The following is a 20,841-nucleotide window of genomic DNA, read 5'->3' as shown; positions in this document are numbered from 1 at the left end:
TGTTCGACTTCTGACGACTGACTGTCAACAAGGATTGGCTCAAACACACCTATGCTCACCGAATGATCACATCGCCGAGTTCACTGCGTCGCAGCGAGAGATCACGGCGGGCGACCCTGGAAGCCGCCCTCGACCTGTGTACGGAGAAGGGGTACGGCCGCGTCACGGTCGAGGCCATCGCGGCCAGAGCGGGTGTCAGCAAGAAGACGATCTACCGTTGGTGGCCGTCGAAGAGCGCGGTGATGCTGGAAGCGTTCACCGAAGCGCTGGTCGGCACGACGCCGTTCGAAGACACCGGCGACATCGCCGCCGACCTGCGGGCCAATGTGATGGGCGCGGTGAAGCTGCTCTCCACGCCGCCCTACGGCCCCGCGTACGCCGGGATTCTCTCCGAGATCCACCACGACGACGCACTCGCGGAAACAGTCAGAACGAAGCTGATCGACCCCCGCTTCGGTCAGGCGGTCGCCCGCCTGCGCCGGGCCCAGGAGCAGGGCCGGATCCCACCGGACGCCGACCTTCCGCTGGCGGTGGAGATGCTGTACGGGCCGGTGTACTACCGCCATGTGCTGCGAAAGCCGGTGCAGGACGAGGAGACGATCGCGGCACTGGTCGCGCATGTGCTGCGGGCGCTGGGGGCGCCGCCGGAACCGTGAGACGCGTCCAGGAGTCATGTCGACGGCCGGGCGGATATGCGAGCATGCGCGCATGGGAAGCCTGTACGACTACTTCAGCGCACCTGACGGCCTCGCGGCCCTGACGGCCTTCGGCCGGGGTGTCGAGGCGGCCGGGCTCCCGGCGCTCGCGGTCAAGGGGATCGACCCGTATGTGCAATTGGGGCAGGCCGAGAGCCTGCTCACCGGCATGCCGTACGCAGATGTCACATCGCTCCCGCGTTTCAACCAGCTGGTGAGCTCTCCCGAGGACGACTCCCGCCGGCTGGTCGCACTCACGGACGAGCTGCGCGACGCCCTCGCGTCCGCGAGGCCCGGGCAGCTGATGGCGGTGGCCGAACCCTGTTCGCGCATCGAGGAGTTCGGCGACGATCACGCACCCGGGCCGCCGGCCGACTTCCTCAAGGAGCCGGCGACCCTGGCCGCGGAGGCCGGGGCCCGGCGTGACCCGCACCGGCCCCACTGCCTGATGCCCCTCTGATACTGCCCCTCAGCCGAATACCCGCTCCAGCACCTGGGCCACCCCGTCGCCCTCGTTCGACGACGTCACCTCGTCCGCCGCTGCCCGGAGGTCCGGATGGGCGTTGGCCATCGCGACGCCGTAACCGGCCGCGCGGAACATCGGCAGGTCGTTGGGCATGTCCCCGAAGGCGATCGCGGCGTGCGTCTCCACGCCCAGGAACTCGGCGGCCAGCGCGAGCCCGCTGCCCTTGTCGACGCCGTACGGCTGCAGTTCGACGGTGCCGGGGCCGGAGAGCGTGACGGAGGCGAGATCGCCGACCGCCGTGCGGGCCGCCTCGGCCAGCGCGTCGTCGGTGAGCTCCGGGTGCCGGATGAGGACCTTGATGACGGGCGCGGACCACAACTCGTGGCGATGACGCGTCCGTTGGGCGGGAAGCGTGGGGTGGGGCATCAGATACCCCGGCTCGATCAGTGTCCGGCCCTCGGTCCCGTCCTGGTCCACGGCCGCGAAGACCGGCCCCACCTGGGCCTCGATCTTGCCGAGCGCGGTGTCGGCCGCCTCGCGGTCCAGGGTGACCGCGCGCACCATGCGCCCGGACCCGGCGTCGTACAGCTGAGCCCCCTGCCCGCAGACCGCCGGCCCCCGGTAGCCCAGCTCGGCGAGCAGCCCCCGTATGCCGGGCACGGGCCGCCCGGTGACCACGAGATGCCGCGCCCCGGCCCGTGCGGCCAGGGCGAGCGCGGCGCGGGTGCGGGGACTCACGGTGTCGTCGCGGCGCAGCAGGGTGCCGTCCAGGTCCGTGGCGACGAGGGCATATGCGGGTGGGATGGGCATGGATCAAGCCTAAGGTCCGCCCGGGTGCGTGCACTTCCGCGTTGACAGGCGACGGCCGGCTGCGTGTAATGAGGTCGGTGTCGCGTGACGCCGGCCAAAGAGCAGTGGGCCGGCCGGTGGTCGGGCGAACACCCTTCATCCAAGGGGTCCGTGATGAGTTCATACTCCGCGCCCTGTACGTGACGTAGCGCAGCAGTCGCACGTCATCATCTGCCGTTCGCGGGTTTCCGCACTGTCATGTGCGCCGTCCCGACGCCAAACCCCGTGATTGCGCGCGTAGTTGCCGGCGGTCCGCGTCCGGCGGAAGGCCGTGCGATGGCTCCGTCCCGCGCGCAGCACGATCAGCCATTCCCGCAGTCACTGCGGGCTTCATCTGCATCTTCCGGAGACACAGAACCGTATGCCCACACCCTTCAATCAATCAGTCATCGAGGAGTTCCGCGCCAATGGAGGGAAGGTCGGTGGCCCCTTCGAGGGTGGCGACCTCCTCCTGCTGACGACCACCGGCGCGAGGTCGGGGAAGGAAACCACCACCCCTCTCGGTTACGTCCGCCACGGCGACTCGCTCCTGATCGTCGGCTCCAACCTCGGTGCCCCGACCGATCCCGACTGGTACCACAACCTGCTCGCCCACCCCGTGGTGCGGGTGGAACTCGGCACTCGTACGTTCCAGTCCCTCGCGGTCCCCGCCGAAGGAGCGCGGCGCGAGGAACTGTTCGCGCACGCCGTGAAAGCGGCGTCCGGATACGGCGACTACCAGGCCAGGACCACCCGGCCCCTGCCGGTCGTGGTGCTGGAGCGCGCCGAGCCCGACGGCTGGGAGAGCCCCCGCGAGGTCAACAGCCTTGCCGACAAGGTCATGGAGGTCCACACCTGGCTGCGGGGTCAGTTGCGCCAGGTGAAGGCGGAGGCCGATGCCCACTTCACCGCACGGGCGGCCCACCAGGGCCCCGGTGAACCGCCGGCCCCGAGTCTGGGGCTCCAGATCCGGCAGCGTTGCCTGGCGTTCTGTCAGGCCCTGGAGTTCCACCACACCAGCGAGGACGCACACCTGTTCCCCGGAATCGCCCGCTACCACCCGCACTTGACCGACACCTTCGCCCGGCTCGCCGACGAACACCGCACGGTCGCGCGCATCCAGGGCGAGTTGGCGGCCCTGCTGGCGGGCATCGGCATCACCGATCCCGAGTGCTTCCGCGCGGAGCTGGACAGGATGTCCATGGAGCTGAACGCGCATCTGGATTACGAGGAGGAGCAGATCCTGCCCCTGCTGGCCGAGGTCCCCTGGCCTCCGGCTCCTCCGGCTCCTGCGGTTCCTTGAACCGTTCCGTTCCGTTCCGAACCGAATGTGAATGGCTGAAAGGTTGTGCCGTGCGAGTGAGAGTCAAGGACTTCGATCACCTGGTGCTCAATGTGCAGGATGTCGAGCGCGCACTGGAGTTCTACTGCGGCCCACTCGGCCTGGAGCCGATCAGGGTGGACGAGTGGCGGGCCGGTGAGTTCCCGTTCCCGTCGGTACGGGTCAGCCCGAGCATGATCATCGATCTGCTGGGTCGGCCGGGTTCCGCATCGAACGTCGACCACATCTGCCTGGTCGTCGAACCGCTGGACTGGCAACAGGTTGTCGACTCGGGCACCTTCACCGTGCTGGAAGGCCCGGTCAGCCGCTCCGGTGCCCGGGGCGAGGCGCAGTCGGTGTACGTCCGGGACCCGGACGGCAACACCGTGGAGCTGCGCTGGTATCCGCAGGACGTGGTGGAGGACTGAACCGGGCGGCCCGGCTCCGGGGCGGAAACCCTGCCGATCGCACCGGAGGGTGCGGCAGGGTTCCGGCCCGGACCCGGCGTCCGTCAACCGCGCGCCCCCGCCCCTGCGCCCTGAGCCCGCCGCGCCGGCGTGCTGATCTCCGGACTCGTGCCGGTCAGCCGCGTCCGCAGCTATTGCACGCAGAATTCATTGCCCTCGGGATCAACGAGAACAGTCCACGTGCCCCCCGGTTCCTCAACCCTGCGGAGCACCGTCGCGCCCAGTCCCTCCAGCCGGGTCACCTCTTCCTCGCGTCGCTCCGGTCCCGCGTGCACGTCCAGGTGGAGGCGGTTCTTCGCGGTCTTGGGCTCTGGCACGCGCTGGAACAGGAGCCGTCGCCCGAGGCCCGTTCCGCTCTCCTTCTCGTACGGATCGTCCGGGTGCCGGACCGCCACGAGGTCGCGGAAGGCCCGGCGGCCTCCGACCAGGACCGTTGCCGCTTCCGGCACCGCCCCGCACCCGAGCAGCCGCTCGATCAGTGCGCTGTTGTCCTCGACCAGGTAGCCGAGGGCCTCGGCCCAGAATGCGGCCTGGGCGTGCGGGTCGGCCGAGTCGATGACGAGTTTCCAGTCCAGGGTCATGGAAACCGTTTATAGTGGTTACATGACCGAGTCGGCAATGGGCGCGCCGGGGCTGATCCTCAGTACGCCGGAGGGCCGCCCCTATCGCTTCGATCCCGGCACCCTGTGCCTGGAGTTGCTGCCCACCGGCGGGTACGCGCGGTACGCGGCGTACGAGGTGCTGCACACCGCCGCCGACCTGGTGCGATGGGCGGGCGAGAGCCGGCTGCCGGACGGCTTGTCCCTTTCGGTGAGTACGGAGGAGCTGCGGCGGGCCCACGAGCTGCGCGCCGCCCTCTGGAACCTGGCCACCGCCCGCGCATACGGCCGCCCCCTCGGCCAGGCGGACCTCGCCACGGTGAACGCCACGGCGGCCGAGTGCCCGCTCGTCCCTCGTGTCGACGTCGCTTCCGGCACCCTCGCCTGGGTCCCGGACGCCACGGGAACGGCCCTTCTGTCGACCGTCGCCCGCGACGCGGTGGAGCTGTTCACCGGCCCGTACGGCTCCCGCATCCGCGAATGCGGCTCCGACAGCTGCAAGTTGCTCTTCGTCGACACCTCACGGCCGGGCAGACGGCGTTGGTGCGCGATGGAGCGCTGCGGAAACCTCCACAAGGTACGGGCCCACCGTGCCCGGCACACCACGACCGACTGAGGACTCATGCCGACGCCTCGGCTGTCCTGCGGCCGTTCAGCCGGGCCCCAGAGGCACTTTGCACCGTGTGCGAACGTGGCGGTCGACCCTTTATGTGTCCCGCTATCGCGCGAGGGCGGGGCGGTCGGCGCGGGCGGGTCGGTCGGCTGTCCGCAACGGACAACCGGTGCCGACGCGCGCGGTGAGTTCGGTTCGCAGGGTGGCGAGTTCGGCCATGCGTGCGTCGATGACCTGGATCTTCTCCGCGAACAGAGCGGACAGCGCTTCCGAGGTGTCCGGCGCTTCGCGTAGTTCCTCGCCGTGCCGCGCGATTTCCGCCAGTGAGAATCCGAGTGTCTGCGCGGTGCGGACATAGTGCAGCCAGGCCACTGTCTCGGGCGGGAAGTCACGGTAACCATTGGCCAGCCGTCGGCCTGTGACGAGGCCGACCTTCTCGTAGAACCGGATGGCGTCCCTGGTCATGTCCGCCTGTGCGGCCAGCTCTCCGATACGCATGACCCTTCGTCGGACGATGGGCTTGACCTTGGAGCGTACTCCACTGTTTACCGTGAGGCGCATCGCTGCCCCGAGACCAGCAGGAGCCTCATAGTGATCCGTCTCCCAGCCCCCTCACGTCCCGTCTATCTTCGCGTCGTACGCGCGAGCGCTTGGTACGACCTCGTCGTCACGGCGGGATTCGCGACGCCGTGGACGTATGCGCTGGTGCACGATGCGCTGTCTTCGTTGGGTCACGCATGGGGGCTGGGCGTCCTGCCCGAACTCGACCCGGTGCAGACCCTGTACGCGAATCTGATGGGTTCGGTCGTGGTCGTCTGGGCCGTCCTGCGCATCGTCAGGCCGCTGCCAATGCACGGACTGCTCGACGGCATCGCGCGCACACTGTTTGCGGTGTGGCAGGCGTACGCGGTCGCCCACGGCGCCGCGCAGCTGCTGTGGCTGTTCCTCGGTGTCGAGGTGGCGTTCGGAATCGTTCAGCTCGTGCCGTGGTGGCGCAACCGGCACACCGAGCCGGCGGGCGAGCATGGGGAGTTCATCACCGGCCCGGAGGGCGTACGCCTCTGACTCGGCCCGGACGCCGAGCTGCCTGCGGAGAAGGGTGCTCCGTACCGTACGGCCGACGGCGTCGAGGGCGAGACCCGCAGCTACCGCCCCGGTGGCCCAGATCGTTGGCCACTGCACAGACACTGTCGGCCGTGAGGTACCTTCGCGCAGGTCAGCCAGCGGTGACAACAACACCCACCGCCCCGCCGTCCAGAACAGGCGCCCTGTGACCAACCCGCCCGGCCTCAGCCAGTCCATACGTTCCGCCAGGACCTCGACGGCCCGGATCCGTATACGCCCGGTCGCCACCGCCGTCCTCCTGGCTGCCCTGCTCACCGCCTGTGGCAGCCCCGCCGCGCCCAGCAGTTCCGCCGCGCCCAGCGGTTCGGCTGCGCCCGTCGGCGCCGGCAGCCCCGCCGACTCGGGGCCGCGCGACGGAACCGCATCGAGCCCGCCCGACCGCACCGTCGCAGGGCTGCGTGACGACATCCGCCACATCACGCGGAAGACCGCCACAGGTACCCGGCCGCGCATGGTCGAGCGCTGCACCGCGCGCGTCAGGAAGGTCAAGCACACTTCCAGCACAGGCAAGGGCCGCACCAGGAAGACCCGGACCTGGTACACCAACGACTCCTACAAGGACTGCAAGAAGGTCCAGCAGGGCACCAGGAGTTACACCCGCGTCGTGCGCCCGGCACGCTGGTGCGTCGAACTCGACAATGTCGGAGGCAACTCCGCCAGGGACGATGTCTGGTACGAGGTCGAATCGGCCGTCTACCACAAGGCCACGCAGATCAAGGAAGGCGCCGGACTGACCTTCACCCCGCTGCGCAGGGGCTGCTGACTCACGCCACCCGCTCACCCCGCCGCCGTCCGGGTGGACGGCAGGCGGGCGAAGGCGACCACGTTCGACCGGTAGCCGCCCGCTTTGCGGTCGTACCGGCCTCCACAGGTGAGGAGGCGGAGTTGGGCGTCCTACGTGAGGTCGTGGGCGATAGCGCTGGAGAAGTGCTTCTTCGGGTACTTCTCGATGGAGTCGACGCGGTACGCGGCGATCGTGCGGTCGATGTGGCGGACGTCGGCCGTCGCGCCGGGGCGCAGGGATTCGAGGCAGGACGGGTGGACCTGCTCCGCGCTGTTGTGCGCGTGTGCGGGCGAGGCTCCGCAGACGAGGAAGGACAGCGTGGACAGGGACGCGGTGGCGGTGCGCAGGAGCACGCGGGAGTTCCCGGACGTGCGCGTGGATCGGCTCATAACATGTCAGAAAAGTATAAGCGTCTGGTAGTTCCGGGATTACCCACCGTGACGCGCTCAAAGCCGCCTGAATGCCGTACCGCTCGGGTGGTCCAGGCGGTCCAGGTAGGCCCCGACAGCCCGGCTGTCCGTCGCCGAAGTGATCAGCCCCACGTGATTGTCGGGGCGGACCAGGACGAGGGTGTCGACGCCCGTTTCGACGCCGTACGCCGAGCGGGCGTGGCCGCCTTCGTCGGTCAGGCCGGCGAGGCCGCCCGCGTCCACGCCGTACGCCCGCACCGCGTCGCCGTACGTCGCCTCCGCGGCCCGCAGCGCGTCCGCCGTGCCCGGGCCGAAGCCCAGCAGGGTGAAGTGCGGTCCGGCGAACGCCTCGAACAGGCGGGTCGGCAGGCCCGTTCCGACGTCGCGGCAGGGGGCGTCCGGGGCGCGGTCGCCCGCTCGCAGTCGGGTGGTGGAGCCTGCGGGGGAGAGTGAGCTCCAGCGGTAGCCGAGGCCCAGGCCCGTGGTCTCCCCGGTGGCCGCCGCGTCCAGGCCGCCGCCCGGCCGCTGAATCGCGTCGAGCGTGACCCGCAGCCGCTCGGAGGTGATGTCCAGCGTCCAGGAGGCCACGGGCAGCCGCTCCTCCTCGTACGTGTCCAGCAGGCCGGGGTCGGCCTGGCCGGTGACGACCCGGGCGAGCTTCCAGCCCAGGTTGAACGCGTCCTGGATCCCGGTGTTCATGCCCAGCCCGCCCGCGATGGAGTGCACATGCGCGGCGTCCCCGGCCAGCAGTACGCGGCCCACCCGATAGCGGTCGGCCATGCGCTCGTTGACCCGGTACGTGGAGAGCAGGGCGGCCTGTGAAAGGTGGGTGCCCGGCAGTCCGGTGTGCTTGGCGAAGAGCCGCCGGAAGCTCTCCAGCGAGGGCGGTACGGGGGCTCCCGCGCGGTCCCGCTCCGGCCCCGCCTGGAACCACCAGCCCGACCGCGTACCCGGGATCGGGCACAGCATCACGGCGCCGTCCTCGTCGAACCACTGGTGCCAGTAGCCGCGATCCAGGCCGTCCGCCTCCACGTCCCCGCAGACCATCATCTGTTCCTCGGTCGTCTTCCCCTCGAAGCGGACGCCGAGCAGCTTGCGCACCGGGCTGTGGCCGCCGTCGCAGCCCACCACGTACCGCGCCCCGATGCTCCGGCCGTCGGCGAGCCCGACGGTCACCGAGTCGGATCCCTGTCTCAACTCGGTTGCTTCCGAGCCGAGTTCCGCGTGTACGCCGCACTCCGCCAGGCGGTCCCGCAGGATCTCCTCCAGTTGCCACTGGGCGATCATCCGCGGTCGGCCGTACGGGGCGTCCGGCGTCGGGTGTGCTGCCTCGAACGGGTCGGTGTCGGCGATCGGCAGCCCGTTCCGGTACTTGCGCATGGGCGGCGGCGCCGAGCCCGCGGCCAGGATCCTGTCCACGACGCCGAGGTCCTCCAGGACCTCCAGGGAACGGAGGTTGGGGCCCTTCGCCCGTGAACTGCGCGGGAATTCGGGGGACTTGTCGATGATCCGTACGTCGATGGAGCGACGGGCCAGATCGCAGGCCAGGATCAGGCCGGTCGGACCCGAGCCGACGATCAGTACCTGGGTGGTGGGCGCGGATGCGGGCATGGGAGCTCCTCGGTCGCGGTTCCGTGGACCTCCAGAAAACCGTAACCGAGTTAAAAAAGCAACTGAGTAACTAAAGCTGTGCGTCCGCGGCCCCGCGGGCGTCGTAGGCGGCGCGTGCCCTCGCGATCTCGCTCCGGTGCTCCTCTGTCCAGGTGACGAGCGCCCGGATCGTGGTGTGCAGCGTGCCGCCGAGCGGTGTCAGCCCGTACTCCACGCGCGGCGGCACCACCGCGTGGACCGTCCGCTCGACCAGTCCGTCACGTTCCAGCCGACGCGGGGTGACTGTCGGCATCCGCCGGCTGATGCCGTCGATCTCGCGGCGCAACCGGGTGAAGCGGAGCTTGCGCCGGTCCAGCAGGGCGATGACGAGCAGCGGCCACTTGTCGGGCGCTGGTCACTTCGCTGGGGTTGCGGCCGAGGGGGAGGAGGCGGAATCCCCGGTCGGCGGTGTCTGCCGCACAGTCTGGGCCGCCAGCTGCGCCGCGGCGGTCTGCGCCTGCGCCCTCGTCCGCCGCACCGTCCGGAACGCGTCCCACGTCAGCAGGGTGAGCGCCAGCCACACCAGGGCGAACCCGGCCCACCGCTCCGGCGGCATCTCCTCGTGGAAGTACAGGATGCCGAGGGCGAACTGGAAGACCGGCGCCAGATACTGCAGCAGGCCCAGCGTGGAGAGCGGTACGCGGATCGCCGCCGCCCCGAACAGGACGAGCGGCGTGGCCGTGACGACACCCGTCGCGGCCAGCAGCGCCGCATGGCCGGGGCCCTCGGAGGTGAACGTCGCATCGCCCTGCGCGCCCAGCCACAGCAGATAGCCGAGCGCGGGCACGAACAGTACGGCGGTCTCGGCGGTGAGCGACTCCAGGCCGCCCATGTTGACCTTCTTCTTCAGCAGGCCGTACGTCGCGAAGGAGAACGCCAGCGTCAATGAGATCCACGGCGGCTGTCCGTAACCGATCGCCAGCACGAGTACCGCCGCGACACCGGTGCCGACTGCCACCCACTGCACAGGGCGCAGCCGTTCACCGAGGAGCAGGACACCCATGGCGATGGTGACCAGCGGATTGATGAAGTAGCCGAGCGACGCCTCGACGACATGGCCGTTGTTCACGGACCAGATGTACAGACCCCAGTTCACCGTGATCACGGCCGCGGCGATCGATATCAGGCCGAGCTTCTTCGGCTGCCGTATCAGCTCGCCGATCCAGGACCAGCGGCGCAGCACCAGCAGCGCGATGCCGACGACCCCGAGGGACCAGGCCATGCGGTGGGCGAGGATCTCGATCGCTCCGGCGGGCTTCAGCAGCGGCCAGAACAGGGGGACGATGCCCCACAGGCCGTAGGCGCCGATACCGGACAGCAGTCCGGCCCGTTGTTCATTTGTCCCCTTCACGGGCCCTCCCGGCATGTCTGTGTCAACGGCTCCGCCGACTGCACGACGGTAGCGCCGTCAGGGCCCCATGTCATAGCCGTATCGCGATACGGTCATGACACGGGGCCCTGAGGTGCGCGGGGGCGGAGCTGTGCCGTGGCCGCCGTCCCGGTGAGGGGGGCGGAGTTACGCCGCAGCAGCCGCCGCGGCCACCGTCTCGGCGAGCGGCGTCGTCGGCCGGCCGATGAGCCGGGCCAGGTCGCCGCTCGTACCGGCGAGCAGTCCGCGCTCGATCGCGGCATCGACGTCGACGAGGATCGCCGCGAAGCCCTCGGGCAGACCGGCGCCGACCAGGATCTCCTGGTGCACGGCGGCCGGGACGTTCTTGTACACGATCTCCTTGCCGGTGGCCTTGGCGACCTGAGCCGCGTACTGGGCGAACGACCAGGCGACATCGCCGCTCAGCTCGTAGACCGCGCCGATGTGTCCCTCGCCGGTCAGTGCGGCGGCTGCCGCGGCGGCGTAGTCGGCGCGGGTGGCGGAGGCGACCCGTCCGTCGCCCGCGTTGGCGACGACGGCGCCGTGCTCCAGGACGGGGGCGAGGTTGGCGGTGTAGTTCTCGGTGTACCAGCCGTTGCGCAGGAAGGTGTGCGGCAGCCCGGATTCGAGGATCAGCTGCTCGGTGACCTTGTGCTCGTCGGCCAGCTCGAAGTCGGCGTCGGGGCCGCCCAGCACACCGGTGTACGCGAGCTGCGCGACGCCCGCCGCCTTGGCCGCGTCGATGACGGCGGTGTGCTGCGGTACGCGCTTGCCGACCTCGCTGCCGGAGATGAGCAGGACGCGGTCACCGGCCCGGAAGACGTCCTTGAGGGACTCCGGACGGTCGTAGTCGGCGACACGGAGCTCGACGCCGCGGGCGGCGAGCGGGGCGGCCTTCTCCTTGTTGCGGACGACGGCGGCGATCTCGTTCGCGGGCACGGTGGTGAGCAGCTGGTCGATGACGAGACGGCCGAGCTCTCCGGTGGCTCCGGTGACAACGATGCTCATGGGGGGTTTCTCCTCTTTGGGGGCACTGGTCCTTGTTTGGGCTCGCAGACTCACTGTACGGGGTGCACTAACCAATCGAAAGTACCCACTTTGAAGTAAGGTACTGGCATGAGCGTGAGTGACCTGAGCAGGAAGCCCGATGTGAACCGGCTGATGTGCCCCTCCCGGCTGGTGCTCGAACATGTCACCAGCCGCTGGGGCGTCCTGGTCCTCGCCGCCCTGCTGGAGCGCTCGTACCGCTTCAGCGAACTGCGCCGCGAGGTCGGCGGCGTCAGCGAGAAGATGCTGGCCCAGACCCTCCAGACGCTGGAGCGCGACGGCTTCGTGCACCGGGACGCGAAGCCGGTGATCCCGCCGCGGGTGGACTACTCGCTCACCGAGCTGGGCCGGGAGGCCGCCGAGCAGGTGTGGGCGCTGGCACGCTGGACGGAGCGGCGCCTGGACGCCGTTCACGCGGCGCGCGAGGCGTACGACGCGCAGAAGGCGCGCGAGGCGTAGGACAGGAAGAACCGGCAGGCTCAGTCCGGCTGGGGCTCGTGCCCCTCCTCCAGCGTCCGCAGCGCCCGCGAGACGTCGAACGGCAGGATCGTCACCGCCACGTGCGGCAGCTGCGCCAGCGTCTTTGCCATCTGCTCGCCCGTGCCCCGGTGTAGCAGCTTCCCGAGCGCGTTGCTGTACAGCCGCCGGGGCACCAGCACCGTCAGCCAGGTGTTCCCGTCCTCCGTGGTGCGGGACGCGAGCTCCTTCATCGCATGACGCAGCCGCCGGTCCGGGCATTCCACCAGCTCCAGGGACACGGACGTGGCGGCCGTCGCCTCCCACCGGCCGGCCAGCCGCCTGGCGTATGCCTCGTCGATCGCGAAGTGCACCGCCCGGATCTCGTCCGGGCGCAGCTCGTGGGCGTACCGCAGGGCCTTCAGTGTCGCCAGGTCGAGCGTCTCGACCAGGACGAAGACCAGATGGCGGCGGAACCGCGTCCGGTCGGCGCCCGGGGCCTGGATGCCCTGCAGCACGGTGGCCTCGCGCCGGTACTCGCGGTTGATCCGCATCAGCGCCCACACCCCGAGCGGGAAGACCACCACGACCAGCCAGGCGCCCTCGGTGAACTTGGTGACCGCGAAGATCAGCACGACGGCGGCCGAGATCACCGCGGCGAGCCCATTGACCGTGATCTTCGCCCTGCGGTACGGCTGCCGGCGCCGCAGGTGGTACGCGGTGAGGCCGGCCCCGGCCATGGTGAAGGCGGTGAACACGCCGATCGCGTACAGCGCCACCAGCTTGTCCACGCTGGCGCCGGTCGCCAGCAGCAGCGCCAGGGAGACGACGGTCAGCGAGATGATGCCGTTGGAGAACGCCAGCCGGTGCCCGCGCCGGGTCAGCACCCGCGGCAGGAACCGGTCCTTGGCGACGAAGCTGGCGAGGTACGGAAAGCCGGTGAACGGGGTGTTGGCGCCGGTATAGAGGACCAGCGCGGTCGCCAGCTGTACGAAGACGAGCCCGGCCATGCCGAGCGGCCCGCCGCCGAACGCGAGATGGGCCTCCTGGGCGATGACGGTCGGTGTGCCGTCGGTGTACGGCACGGCATGGGTGAAGTGCGCCAACGTGGAGACGCCGAGCACCAGGATGCCGAGCACACAGCTCATCGTGATGAGGGTGCGGCGGGCGTTGCGGCCCTGGGGTTCACGGAACGCGGAGATGCCGTTGGAGATCGCTTCGAGCCCGGTGAGGGACGAGCCGCCGTTGGCGAACGAGCGCAGCACGATGAAGAGCGAGGCGCCGTAGAGCCAGCCGTTGCCCGGCGTGCCGAGCGGCACGACCCCGGCGGCGTGCAGATCGGCGCGCGGCAGCTCGCCCGTGAGCCCGCGCAGCGCGGCCACGAGAAGGACGAGACCGACGGCGGCCATGAAGAGATAGGCGGGCAGCGCGAAGGCCCGGCCCGCCTCGCGGACCCCGCGCAGATTCCCGTACGCGAGCAGCACGATGACGGCGACGGAGACCGGCAGCTGGAGATGGTCCAGGCCGGTGAAGCCGCCGCCGGCCAGATGGGCGAGCGAGATCAGGGCGTTGGTGCCGGCCGAGACCTGGACGGCGACGGTGACGATGTAGTCGACGAGCAGCGCCACGGCGGCGATCTGCGCGACGTTCGGCCCGAAGTTCTCCCGGGCGACGACGTACGACCCGCCCGCCCGGGTGTAGATCATCACGACATCGCTGTAGCAGAGCGTGAGGAGCAGCAGTACGAGGAGGATCGCGCCGGTCACCGGCATGAGCAGGGTGAACGCGGCGGCGCCGACGACGGGTACGAGGACCCGGAGCATCTCCTCGGAGCCGTACGCGGACGAACTGATGCAGTCGGAGGCGAGCACCCCGAGCGCTGTCCGGTTGTTCAGCTTCTCCTCGCTGATGCGCTCGGTGGTGAGCGCTCTGCCGAGCAGACGCCGCTTGATGCGGTACGCGGGGCGGTCCAGGGTCATGGCCACATGGTGGGCGGTGGACGGCCGCACCCCTGGCCGCAATCGCCGGGCGGGCCGAAAATCAGCCCGTCCGGCGATGGCAGGAAGCGGCTAGCCGACCACCGTCCAGTTGTCGTTGCCGGCGAGCAGTGCGGCCAGGTCGCCCTTGCCGTCTCTCTCGACGGCGGTGTCGAGCTGATCGGCCATCTGTGTGTCGTAGACCGGTCGGTCGACGCTGCGCAGTACCCCGATGGGGGTCTGGTGCAGGGTGTCGGCGTCGGCGAGCCGGGACAGCGCGAAGGCCGTGGTGGGGCTGGCTGCGTGGGCGTCGTGGACGAGGATCTGCGACCGGTTCTCCTCGGTGACCGCGACGACCTTGAGGTCACCGGTGGCCGGATCGCGTACGACACCCTTGTCGTTGTCCGCGCCGAAGAGGATCGGCTGCCCGTGCTCCAGCCGGATGACCGCGTTCTGCGCCTGGTCCTTGAGGACCTCGAAGGCGCCGTCGTTGAAGATGTTGCAGTTCTGGTAGATCTCCACCAGCGCCGTGCCCGGGTGGTCGGCTGCCGCGCGCAGCACGCTCGTGAGGTGCTTGCGGTCGGAGTCGATCGTACGGGCGACGAAGGACGCCTCCGCGCCGATGGCCAGGGACACCGGGTTGAAGGGGGCGTCGAGCGAGCCCATCGGCGTCGACTTGGTGATCTTGCCGACCTCGGAGGTGGGGGAGTACTGCCCCTTGGTGAGCCCGTAGATCCGGTTGTTGAAGAGCAGGATCTTCAGGTTCACATTGCGGCGCAGCGCGTGGATGAGGTGGTTGCCGCCGATGGACAGCGCGTCGCCGTCGCCCGTGACGACCCAGACGGACAGGTCGCGGCGGGAGGAGGCGAGCCCGGTGGCGATGGCCGGGGCGCGGCCGTGGATCGAGTGCATCCCGTAGGTGTTCATGTAGTACGGGAAGCGGGAGCTGCAGCCGATGCCGGAGACGAAGACGATGTTCTCCTTCGCCAGTCCGAGCTCGGGCATGAAGCCCTGCACGGCGGCGAGGACCGCGTAGTCACCGCAGCCGGGGCACCAGCGCACTTCCTGGTCGGACTTGAAGTCCTTCATGGACTGTTTGGCCTCGGCCTTGGGCACCAGTTGCAGGAGTTCATTGGTGTCAGACGGCATCGATGGCCTCCTTGAGAACCGTCGCAAGCTGCTCGGCCTTGAACGGCATACCGTTGACCTGGTTGTAACTGCGCGCGTCGACCAGGTACTTGGCCCGGATGAGCGTGGCCAGCTGGCCGAGGTTCATCTCCGGCACGACCACCTTCTCGTAACGCTTCAGCACCTCGCCGAGATTCCCCGGGAAGGGGTTGAGGTTGCGCAGATGGGCCTGGGCGATGGGCTGCCCGGCGGCGCGCAGCCGGCGGACGGCGGCGGTGATGGGGCCGTAGGTGGAGCCCCAGCCGAGGACGAGCGTGTGCGCCTCGCCCGGATCGTCGACTTCGAGGTCGGGGACCTCGATGCCGTCGATCTTGGCCTGACGGGTGCGGACCATGAAGTCGTGGTTCGCGGGGTCGTACGAGATGTTGCCGCTGCCGTCCTGCTTCTCGATGCCGCCGATGCGGTGTTCGAGACCGGGGGTGCCGGGGACGGCCCACGGGCGGGCCAGGGTCTGCGGGTCGCGCTTGTACGGCCAGAACACCTCGGTGCCGTCGGCCAGTTCATGGTTCGTGCCGTTGGCGAACTGGACGCGCAGGTCGGGGAGTTCGTCGATCTCGGGGATCTTCCACGGCTCGGAGCCGTTGGCGAGATAGCCGTCCGAGAGCAGGAACACCGGGGTGCGGTACGTCAGCGCGATCCGGGCGGCGTCGAGCGCGGCGTCGAAGCAGTCCGCCGGGGTCCTCGGGGCCACGATCGGGACCGGGGCCTCGCCGTTGCGCCCGTACATCGCCTGGAGCAGGTCGGCCTGCTCGGTCTTGGTGGGCAGACCGGTGGACGGACCGCCGCGCTGGATGTCGATGACGATCAGCGGCAGTTCGAGGGAGACGGCGAGCCCGATGGTCTCCGACTTCAGGGCCACTCCGGGCCCGGACGTCGTCGTCACCGCGAGCGATCCGCCGAACGCGGCGCCCAGCGCGGCACCGATGCCCGCGATCTCGTCCTCGGCCTGGAAGGTGCGTACACCGAAGTTCTTGTGCTTGCTGAGCTCGTGCAGGATGTCGGAGGCCGGGGTGATCGGGTACGAGCCCAGGTAGAGCGGCAGATCCGCCTGCCGGCCCGCGGCGATCAGCCCGTAGGACAGCGCCAGGTTCCCGGAGATGTTGCGGTACGTACCCGTCGGGAAGGCCTGCGAGGCCGGCGCCACCTCGTAGCTGACCGCGAAGTCCTCCGTCGTCTCCCCGAAGTTCCACCCGGCGCGGAACGCGGTCACGTTCGCCTCGGCGATCTGCGGCTTCTTCGCGAACTTGGCGCGCAGGAACGCCTCGGTTCCCTCGGTCGGCCGGTGATACATCCAGGAGAGCAGCCCGAGCGCGAACATGTTCTTCGAGCGCTCGGCCTCCTTGCGGGAGAGCCCGAACTCCTTCAGTGCCTCGATCGTGAGCGTGGTCAGCGGCACCGGGTGGACGCTGTACGCCTCCAGCGAGCCGTCCTCCAGGGGACTGGTCTCGTAGCCGACCTTCGCCATCGGGCGCTTGGTGAACTCATCGGTGTTGACGATGATTTCGGCGCCGCGCGGCACATCGCCGATGTTGGCCTTGAGGGCGGCCGGGTTCATCGCGACCAGGACGTTCGGCGCGTCGCCCGGTGTCAGGATGTCGTGGTCGGCGAAATGCAGCTGGAACGACGAAACCCCCGGCAGGGTGCCTGCGGGGGCGCGGATCTCGGCGGGGAAGTTCGGCAGCGTGGAGAGGTCGTTCCCGAAGGACGCGGTCTCCGAGGTGAACCGGTCACCGGTGAGCTGCATACCGTCTCCGGAGTCACCCGCGAAGCGGATGATCACCCGGTCCAGGCGGCGGATCTCCTTCTCGCCGGCGCCCGTGTGATCGGAATGGGGGGCACGCTGTCCCCCGACGAGCGCCTCGCTGGCCTCATCGGCCTGTTCGGCTGGGCTACTGACCTGGCTGGTCACTGAACTGGACCTCCCTTGGGGCGGCGGCTCGGGACCGGCCGGCCCGCCGGCGGTCCCAAGGCCCACCCTACGTCGGTAAGGGTCGCCTTCCCTGGACCGGTCATATGGTGGACGTCGCTTTGAGACGCGATTTGATACCGGTTTGTCATGTTTCGCAAGCCCCCCAGCCGTTCGGTGAAGACGCTGTGCACTCATTCTTTGGTTCTAGGACCCCGGTCGGCCGCCGTTTCGGGGCCCAGGTCACCGCGACGGCCGCGGCCGGCCCCCGCGGTGACCTTCACCAGGTATCTGACAGGGTGTCAGCTGGTCAGGAGTTCAGATAGGTCAGCACCGCCAGCACCCGGCGGTGATCCCCGTCACTGGGGGACAGGCCCAGCTTCAGGAAGATATTGCTGACGTGCTTCTCCACGGCGCCGTCGCTCACCACCAGCTGCCTGGCCACCGCGGAGTTCGTCCGCCCCTCCGCCATCAGGCCGAGGACCTCGCGCTCGCGCGGCGTCAGCCCGGCCAGGACGTCCTGCTTACGGCTCCGCCCCAGCAGCTGCGCCACCACCTCCGGGTCCAGCGCCGTCCCGCCCTGCGCCACCCGGACCACCGCGTCCACGAACTCCCGGACCTCGGCGACCCGGTCCTTCAGCAGGTACCCCACACCTCGGCTGGATCCGGCCAGCAGCTCGGTCGCGTACTGCTCCTCGACGTACTGCGAAAGGACCAGTACCCCGATCCCGGGATAGTCCTTGCGCAGCCGGACGGCCGCCCGCACGCCCTCGTCGGTGTGGGTCGGCGGCATCCGTACGTCCGCGACCACCACATCGGGCAGGGCGTCCTGTCCGGCGAGATCGCGCACCGTCTTGATCAGCGCCTCGGCGTCCCCCACCCCGGCGACGACGTCATGCCCGAGATCGGTCAGCAGCCGGGTGAGCCCCTCCCGAAGCAGTACCGAATCCTCGGCGATGACTACCCGCACCCTGTCCTCCACCATGACGCTGTATTCCCCACTGCTCGCTGGTCCCGCCCGTATGACGTCCAGCATCCCAGTATCGGCAGTGCTGTGTCCTCAGCCGCCGGACCGGCTTGATTTCAAGCCTGTCCGGCAGCCGAGGACGAGGGGACGGAGAGCCGTGGAGGTGGGGGGTTCCTGTCACGGCTCCGTGGGTGTGCGGTGTGTTCAGCCGCGCCACAGCAGCTCGGCCGTGATCCGTGTCGGGCCGCCCTGCGGGGAATCCACGACGAGTACGCCGTCCACCGCGTTCAGCCGCTCGGTCAGCCCGGCCAGCCCGCTGCCCGAGGACACATCGGCGCCGCCGCGCCCGTTGTCGGTGACCTGGAGCATCAGCCGGTCCGCCGCGCGCCACACATCGACCGATGCGCGGGTCGCGCGTGAATGCTTGCTCACGTTCTGCAACAGCTCGGAGACCGTGAAGTAGGCGATCCCCTCGATGGCCTGGGCGGGCCTGGACGCCAGGTCCACCTCGACCGTGACGGGGACGGTGCAGCGGGAGGCGATGGCGGAGAGCGCGGCGTCGAGTCCTCGGTCGGTGAGGACGGCGGGGTGGATGCCGCGGGCGAGGTCGCGGAGTTCCTGGAGGGCGACCTTGACCTCGCCGTGGGCCTCGTCGACCATGCGGGCGGCGGCCTCGGGGTCGTCGGTCAGTTTCTCCTTCGCCAGACCCAGATCCATGGCGAGGGCGACGAGCCGGGCCTGTGCGCCGTCGTGCAGGTCGCGTTCGATGCGGCGCAGGTCGGCGGCGGCGGTGTCGACAACCACCCCGCGGTCCGACTCCAGCTCGGAGACGCGCGTCGCCAGCCGGGACGGCCCGAGCAGCCCGGTCACCATCACCCGGTCCACGCTCGCCAGACCACGGATGACCCACGGCGTGACGAGGACGACTGCCAGGCCGCACGCGCTGGTCGCGGCCAGCTCGAAGGGGGAGTCGAGGTAGACCTCATGGGCCCTGTCGCCGTACAGCTGAATGCCGCCGACCCCCAGGTACGTCGGGAAGACCCAGTGCGACAGCGGGTAGGTGAGGGCGGCCCACCCGGTCGTCCAGAGCGTCACCGAAACGGTGAAGGCGAAGACCGCCCACGGGAAGTGCAGCACCGCGTAGAGCAGGTGCCGCCAGGACGCCCCGCTCTTGAGGGCCGCGCCCATCCAGGACATCGGGCCGCCGGTCCTGCCGCGCACCGGCGCCGGCGCCGCCACGTCCAGCCTCAGCAGCCCGCGCGCCCGGGCCCGCTCCATCGCGCCGAAACCGCGGCACATGGCCAGCGCACCGGCCAGGATCGGAACCCCGAGGAAGGTGATCAGCATGCCGATGCCCAGCGACGTCAGGGTGATCGAGAGGCTGAACAGGACCGTGCTGATCGGCAGGCTCAGCAGCAGATAGCCGAACTCGCGCCAGGTCCTGCCCTCGAAGGGCGCGCGCAGCGCGGCCGGAAAGAAGTGCTTCACCGGGGGATGGTCCCCGAAACCGGCTCCGGACCGCTGGTGGTCCCGAGTGTCCGGTCCGTATGCCGTGGCCATGGGTGCAGTCCGTTTCTTCTCATGGAGCCGGTTTCTCCGGTGGTTTCGGGGGTCCGGCCGGTACATCAAGGGTGCTGGGTCGCAGGCCGGCGCACCATGAGGGCGGTATCCCTCTTCGACCGGGGGTTTTCCCCACCTTGCAAGGGGGCTCAGGGGTGCTTGACGGTCCCCGCGCGGTCCCGGTTCCGCCAGGGCAGCTCCGCCGTGACGGTCGTGGGACCGCCGACCGGCGAGTCGAGGACGAACAGCCCGTCGACGGCGCCCAGCCGTTCGGCCAGCCCGGCCATGCCCGTACCGCCGTCCATCCGGGCCCCGCCCCGCCCGTCGTCGGTGACCTGGAGCATCAGCCGGTCCGCCGCGCGCCACACATCGACCGATGCGCGGGTCGCGCGTGAATGCTTGCTCACGTTCTGCAACAGCTCGGAGACCGTGAAGTAGGCGATTCCCTCGATCGCCTCCGCGGGCCGCGCGGACAGATTCACCTCGACCGTGACGGGGACGGTGCAGCGGGAGGCGATGGCGGAGAGCGCGGCGTCGAGTCCTCGGTCGGTGAGGACGGCCGGGTGGATGCCGCGGGCGAGGTCGCGGAGTTCCTGGAGGGCGACCTTGACCTCGCCGTGGGCCTCGTCGACCATGCGGGCGGCGGCTTCGGGGTCGTCGGTCAGTTTCTCCTTCGCCAGACCGAGGCCCATGGCGAGGGCGACGAGCCGGGCCTGTGCGCCGTCGTGCAGGTCGCGTTCGATGCGGCGCAGGTCGGCGGCGGCGGTGTCGATGACCACCCCGCGGTCCGACTCCAGCTCGGCGATCCTGCGCTCCAGCTCGTCGGAGGGCGAGAGCAGCCCGCGCGCCATCGCCCGGTCGGCATTGGTGAGGAGCCGCGCGGTATAGGGGAGCACCGGCCACAGCACGAAGAGGCTCACGAGCGTCACGGCGAAGGTGAGTACGCCCCAGGGCAGCCGTATGAAGGAGTACAGCACCGCCCGCCAGCCCACCGGGTCCGTGAGGCTCGACCACAGCCAGGGGAAGAACCCCTGTTCCCGGCGGGACAGAACCATCGGGCTCGGTTCGTCGATCCGGACCCCTAGCATCGCCCGGGCCCGGCCCCGCTCGCCCTTCCCGATCAGCCGCGCTCCGTGCAGCCCGGCGGCGAGCAGGGGCAGACCGATCACCGTGATGGCAAGCCCCACGCCGACGCCGATCATGAACACTGCGTAAACAAACCCGGCAATGGTCATGGGGAGGTTGGCCAGGAGATAGGCGATCTCCTTCCACGTCCACCGATCAAGGGCGAAGCGGGCGGGCGGTGGCCGGTCGTTGTCGGGCACCAGGGGGCTCATGGTCATACGCCCCAGCCTGCCGGGCGGCGCCTGCGTACGCCATGGGGCTCGTGGGTGGGGTGAAGTAGGGATAACCC

General features: G+C 69.8%; 22 protein-coding genes. 8 read left to right on the top strand and 14 right to left on the bottom strand.

Annotated features, from left to right (window positions below; translation table 11 throughout):
- Positions 1–62: 62 nt before the first annotated feature.
- Positions 63–656: a TetR/AcrR family transcriptional regulator gene (locus tag ACGFU7_RS05400; protein ID WP_393692497.1), complete on the top strand. Its 594-nt coding sequence runs from the start codon at positions 63–65 to the stop codon at positions 654–656.
- A gap of 52 nt (positions 657–708) precedes the next feature.
- Positions 709–1,155 carry a hypothetical protein gene (locus ACGFU7_RS05395; protein WP_393692495.1) on the top strand — a complete coding sequence of 149 codons (447 nt, stop codon included), beginning with the start codon at positions 709–711 and terminating at the stop codon, positions 1,153–1,155.
- 9 nt (positions 1,156–1,164) lie between these two features.
- Here ACGFU7_RS05395 and ACGFU7_RS05390 read toward each other — a convergent pair whose 3' ends face one another.
- On the bottom strand, positions 1,165–1,971 hold the full coding sequence (locus ACGFU7_RS05390) for an HAD family hydrolase (protein WP_393692493.1): 807 nt from the start codon (positions 1,969–1,971) through the stop codon (positions 1,165–1,167).
- A gap of 400 nt (positions 1,972–2,371) precedes the next feature.
- On the opposite strand from ACGFU7_RS05390, the gene ACGFU7_RS05385 reads away from it, so the two are divergent.
- Both ACGFU7_RS05385 and ACGFU7_RS05380 read left to right on the top strand, forming a co-directional pair.
- Positions 2,372–3,292, top strand: coding sequence for a nitroreductase/quinone reductase family protein (locus ACGFU7_RS05385; RefSeq protein WP_393692490.1), 921 nt, complete (start codon positions 2,372–2,374; stop codon positions 3,290–3,292).
- 56 nt (positions 3,293–3,348) lie between these two features.
- Entirely contained in the window at positions 3,349–3,738 is a 390-nt protein-coding gene (locus tag ACGFU7_RS05380; RefSeq protein WP_393692880.1) for a VOC family protein, read from the top strand.
- Positions 3,739–3,908: 170 nt separating this feature from the next.
- On the opposite strand, the gene ACGFU7_RS05375 is transcribed toward ACGFU7_RS05380, so the two are convergent.
- Positions 3,909–4,358 (bottom strand): VOC family protein, encoded by a 450-nt coding sequence (locus tag ACGFU7_RS05375; protein WP_393692488.1) that lies wholly within the window; start codon positions 4,356–4,358, stop codon positions 3,909–3,911.
- 22 nt (positions 4,359–4,380) lie between these two features.
- Between ACGFU7_RS05375 and ACGFU7_RS05370 the strand changes: the two genes are divergently transcribed.
- Positions 4,381–4,992 carry a CGNR zinc finger domain-containing protein gene (locus ACGFU7_RS05370; protein WP_393692487.1) on the top strand — a complete coding sequence of 204 codons (612 nt, stop codon included), beginning with the start codon at positions 4,381–4,383 and terminating at the stop codon, positions 4,990–4,992.
- Positions 4,993–5,094: 102 nt separating this feature from the next.
- On the opposite strand, the gene ACGFU7_RS05365 is transcribed toward ACGFU7_RS05370, so the two are convergent.
- On the bottom strand, positions 5,095–5,487 hold the full coding sequence (locus tag ACGFU7_RS05365) for a MerR family transcriptional regulator (RefSeq protein WP_393692485.1): 393 nt from the start codon (positions 5,485–5,487) through the stop codon (positions 5,095–5,097).
- Positions 5,488–5,580: 93 nt separating this feature from the next.
- On the opposite strand from ACGFU7_RS05365, the gene ACGFU7_RS05360 reads away from it, so the two are divergent.
- Together ACGFU7_RS05360 and ACGFU7_RS05355 are read left to right on the top strand one after the other, a co-directional pair.
- The gene (locus ACGFU7_RS05360) at positions 5,581–6,054 is read left to right on the top strand and encodes a hypothetical protein (RefSeq protein ID WP_393692483.1); all 474 of its coding nucleotides are present in this window, start codon (positions 5,581–5,583) and stop codon (positions 6,052–6,054) included.
- A gap of 205 nt (positions 6,055–6,259) precedes the next feature.
- The gene (locus ACGFU7_RS05355) at positions 6,260–6,877 is read left to right on the top strand and encodes a hypothetical protein (protein WP_393692481.1); all 618 of its coding nucleotides are present in this window, start codon (positions 6,260–6,262) and stop codon (positions 6,875–6,877) included.
- 131 nt (positions 6,878–7,008) lie between these two features.
- Here the strand turns inward: ACGFU7_RS05355 and ACGFU7_RS05350 are convergent, their stop codons facing one another.
- The 5 genes from ACGFU7_RS05350 to ACGFU7_RS05330 form a co-directional block, all read right to left on the bottom strand.
- Positions 7,009–7,287: a hypothetical protein gene (locus ACGFU7_RS05350; RefSeq protein ID WP_393692479.1), complete on the bottom strand. Its 279-nt coding sequence runs from the start codon at positions 7,285–7,287 to the stop codon at positions 7,009–7,011.
- Positions 7,288–7,344: 57 nt separating this feature from the next.
- Positions 7,345–8,919 (bottom strand): FAD-dependent monooxygenase, encoded by a 1,575-nt coding sequence (locus ACGFU7_RS05345; RefSeq protein ID WP_393692477.1) that lies wholly within the window; start codon positions 8,917–8,919, stop codon positions 7,345–7,347.
- Positions 8,920–8,989: 70 nt separating this feature from the next.
- On the bottom strand, positions 8,990–9,292 hold the full coding sequence (locus tag ACGFU7_RS05340) for a winged helix-turn-helix transcriptional regulator (RefSeq protein ID WP_393692878.1): 303 nt from the start codon (positions 9,290–9,292) through the stop codon (positions 8,990–8,992).
- A 21-nt stretch (positions 9,293–9,313) separates the two neighbouring features.
- Complete coding sequence (gene rarD / locus ACGFU7_RS05335) at positions 9,314–10,309, bottom strand: EamA family transporter RarD (protein ID WP_393692475.1); 996 nt, start codon at positions 10,307–10,309, stop codon at positions 9,314–9,316.
- Between the two features lie 165 nt (positions 10,310–10,474).
- Entirely contained in the window at positions 10,475–11,335 is an 861-nt protein-coding gene (locus tag ACGFU7_RS05330; protein ID WP_393692473.1) for an SDR family oxidoreductase, read from the bottom strand.
- A gap of 108 nt (positions 11,336–11,443) precedes the next feature.
- Here ACGFU7_RS05330 and ACGFU7_RS05325 point away from each other — a divergent pair, with 108 nt between their 5' ends.
- On the top strand, positions 11,444–11,833 hold the full coding sequence (locus tag ACGFU7_RS05325; protein ID WP_393692471.1) for a winged helix-turn-helix transcriptional regulator: 390 nt from the start codon (positions 11,444–11,446) through the stop codon (positions 11,831–11,833).
- 20 nt (positions 11,834–11,853) lie between these two features.
- Here ACGFU7_RS05325 and ACGFU7_RS05320 read toward each other — a convergent pair whose 3' ends face one another.
- The 6 genes from ACGFU7_RS05320 to ACGFU7_RS05295 all read right to left on the bottom strand — a co-directional run bounded on the left by ACGFU7_RS05320 (position 11,854) and on the right by ACGFU7_RS05295 (position 20,770).
- Entirely contained in the window at positions 11,854–13,809 is a 1,956-nt protein-coding gene (locus ACGFU7_RS05320) for an APC family permease (protein WP_393692469.1), read from the bottom strand.
- Positions 13,810–13,899: 90 nt separating this feature from the next.
- Positions 13,900–14,955, bottom strand: a complete 1,056-nt coding sequence (locus ACGFU7_RS05315; RefSeq protein ID WP_393692467.1) for a 2-oxoacid:ferredoxin oxidoreductase subunit beta — start codon at positions 14,953–14,955, stop codon at positions 13,900–13,902.
- Complete coding sequence (locus tag ACGFU7_RS05310) at positions 14,945–16,903, bottom strand: 2-oxoacid:acceptor oxidoreductase subunit alpha (RefSeq protein ID WP_393692465.1); 1,959 nt, start codon at positions 16,901–16,903, stop codon at positions 14,945–14,947. The genes ACGFU7_RS05315 and ACGFU7_RS05310 overlap by 11 nt, the downstream gene beginning before the upstream one ends.
- Before the next feature lie 307 nt (positions 16,904–17,210).
- Entirely contained in the window at positions 17,211–17,885 is a 675-nt protein-coding gene (locus ACGFU7_RS05305) for a LuxR C-terminal-related transcriptional regulator (protein WP_393692463.1), read from the bottom strand.
- A gap of 186 nt (positions 17,886–18,071) precedes the next feature.
- Positions 18,072–19,427, bottom strand: a complete 1,356-nt coding sequence (locus ACGFU7_RS05300; protein ID WP_393692461.1) for a sensor histidine kinase — start codon at positions 19,425–19,427, stop codon at positions 18,072–18,074.
- Positions 19,428–19,576: 149 nt separating this feature from the next.
- Entirely contained in the window at positions 19,577–20,770 is a 1,194-nt protein-coding gene (locus ACGFU7_RS05295; protein WP_393692459.1) for a sensor histidine kinase, read from the bottom strand.
- Positions 20,771–20,841 lie beyond the last annotated feature (71 nt).

The organism is Streptomyces sp. NPDC048473 (assembly GCF_043200155.1).
Lineage (GTDB): Bacteria > Actinomycetota > Actinomycetes > Streptomycetales > Streptomycetaceae > Streptomyces.
This window is presented reverse-complemented; position numbering and strand designations above follow the sequence as displayed.

Bases quoted from the DNA above. Each gene is read 5' to 3' on its own strand.
- ACGFU7_RS05330 (WP_393692473.1), bottom strand. From the start codon at position 11,335: ATGAGCATCGTTGTCACCGGAGCCACCGGAGAGCTCGGCCGTCTCGTC.
- ACGFU7_RS05390 (WP_393692493.1), bottom strand. From the start codon at position 1,971: ATGCCCATCCCACCCGCATATGCCCTCGTCGCCACGGACCTGGACGGC.
- ACGFU7_RS05400 (WP_393692497.1), top strand. From the start codon at position 63: ATGATCACATCGCCGAGTTCACTGCGTCGCAGCGAGAGATCACGGCGG.
- ACGFU7_RS05370 (WP_393692487.1), top strand. From the start codon at position 4,381: ATGACCGAGTCGGCAATGGGCGCGCCGGGGCTGATCCTCAGTACGCCG.
- ACGFU7_RS05375 (WP_393692488.1), bottom strand. From the start codon at position 4,358: ATGACCCTGGACTGGAAACTCGTCATCGACTCGGCCGACCCGCACGCC.
- ACGFU7_RS05345 (WP_393692477.1), bottom strand. From the start codon at position 8,919: ATGCCCGCATCCGCGCCCACCACCCAGGTACTGATCGTCGGCTCGGGT.
- ACGFU7_RS05325 (WP_393692471.1), top strand. From the start codon at position 11,444: ATGAGCGTGAGTGACCTGAGCAGGAAGCCCGATGTGAACCGGCTGATG.
- ACGFU7_RS05315 (WP_393692467.1), bottom strand. From the start codon at position 14,955: ATGCCGTCTGACACCAATGAACTCCTGCAACTGGTGCCCAAGGCCGAG.
- ACGFU7_RS05365 (WP_393692485.1), bottom strand. From the start codon at position 5,487: ATGCGTATCGGAGAGCTGGCCGCACAGGCGGACATGACCAGGGACGCC.
- ACGFU7_RS05305 (WP_393692463.1), bottom strand. From the start codon at position 17,885: ATGGTGGAGGACAGGGTGCGGGTAGTCATCGCCGAGGATTCGGTACTG.
- ACGFU7_RS05300 (WP_393692461.1), bottom strand. From the start codon at position 19,427: ATGGCCACGGCATACGGACCGGACACTCGGGACCACCAGCGGTCCGGA.
- ACGFU7_RS05395 (WP_393692495.1), top strand. From the start codon at position 709: ATGGGAAGCCTGTACGACTACTTCAGCGCACCTGACGGCCTCGCGGCC.
- ACGFU7_RS05320 (WP_393692469.1), bottom strand. From the start codon at position 13,809: ATGACCCTGGACCGCCCCGCGTACCGCATCAAGCGGCGTCTGCTCGGC.
- ACGFU7_RS05350 (WP_393692479.1), bottom strand. From the start codon at position 7,287: ATGAGCCGATCCACGCGCACGTCCGGGAACTCCCGCGTGCTCCTGCGC.
- ACGFU7_RS05295 (WP_393692459.1), bottom strand. From the start codon at position 20,770: ATGACCATGAGCCCCCTGGTGCCCGACAACGACCGGCCACCGCCCGCC.
- ACGFU7_RS05385 (WP_393692490.1), top strand. From the start codon at position 2,372: ATGCCCACACCCTTCAATCAATCAGTCATCGAGGAGTTCCGCGCCAAT.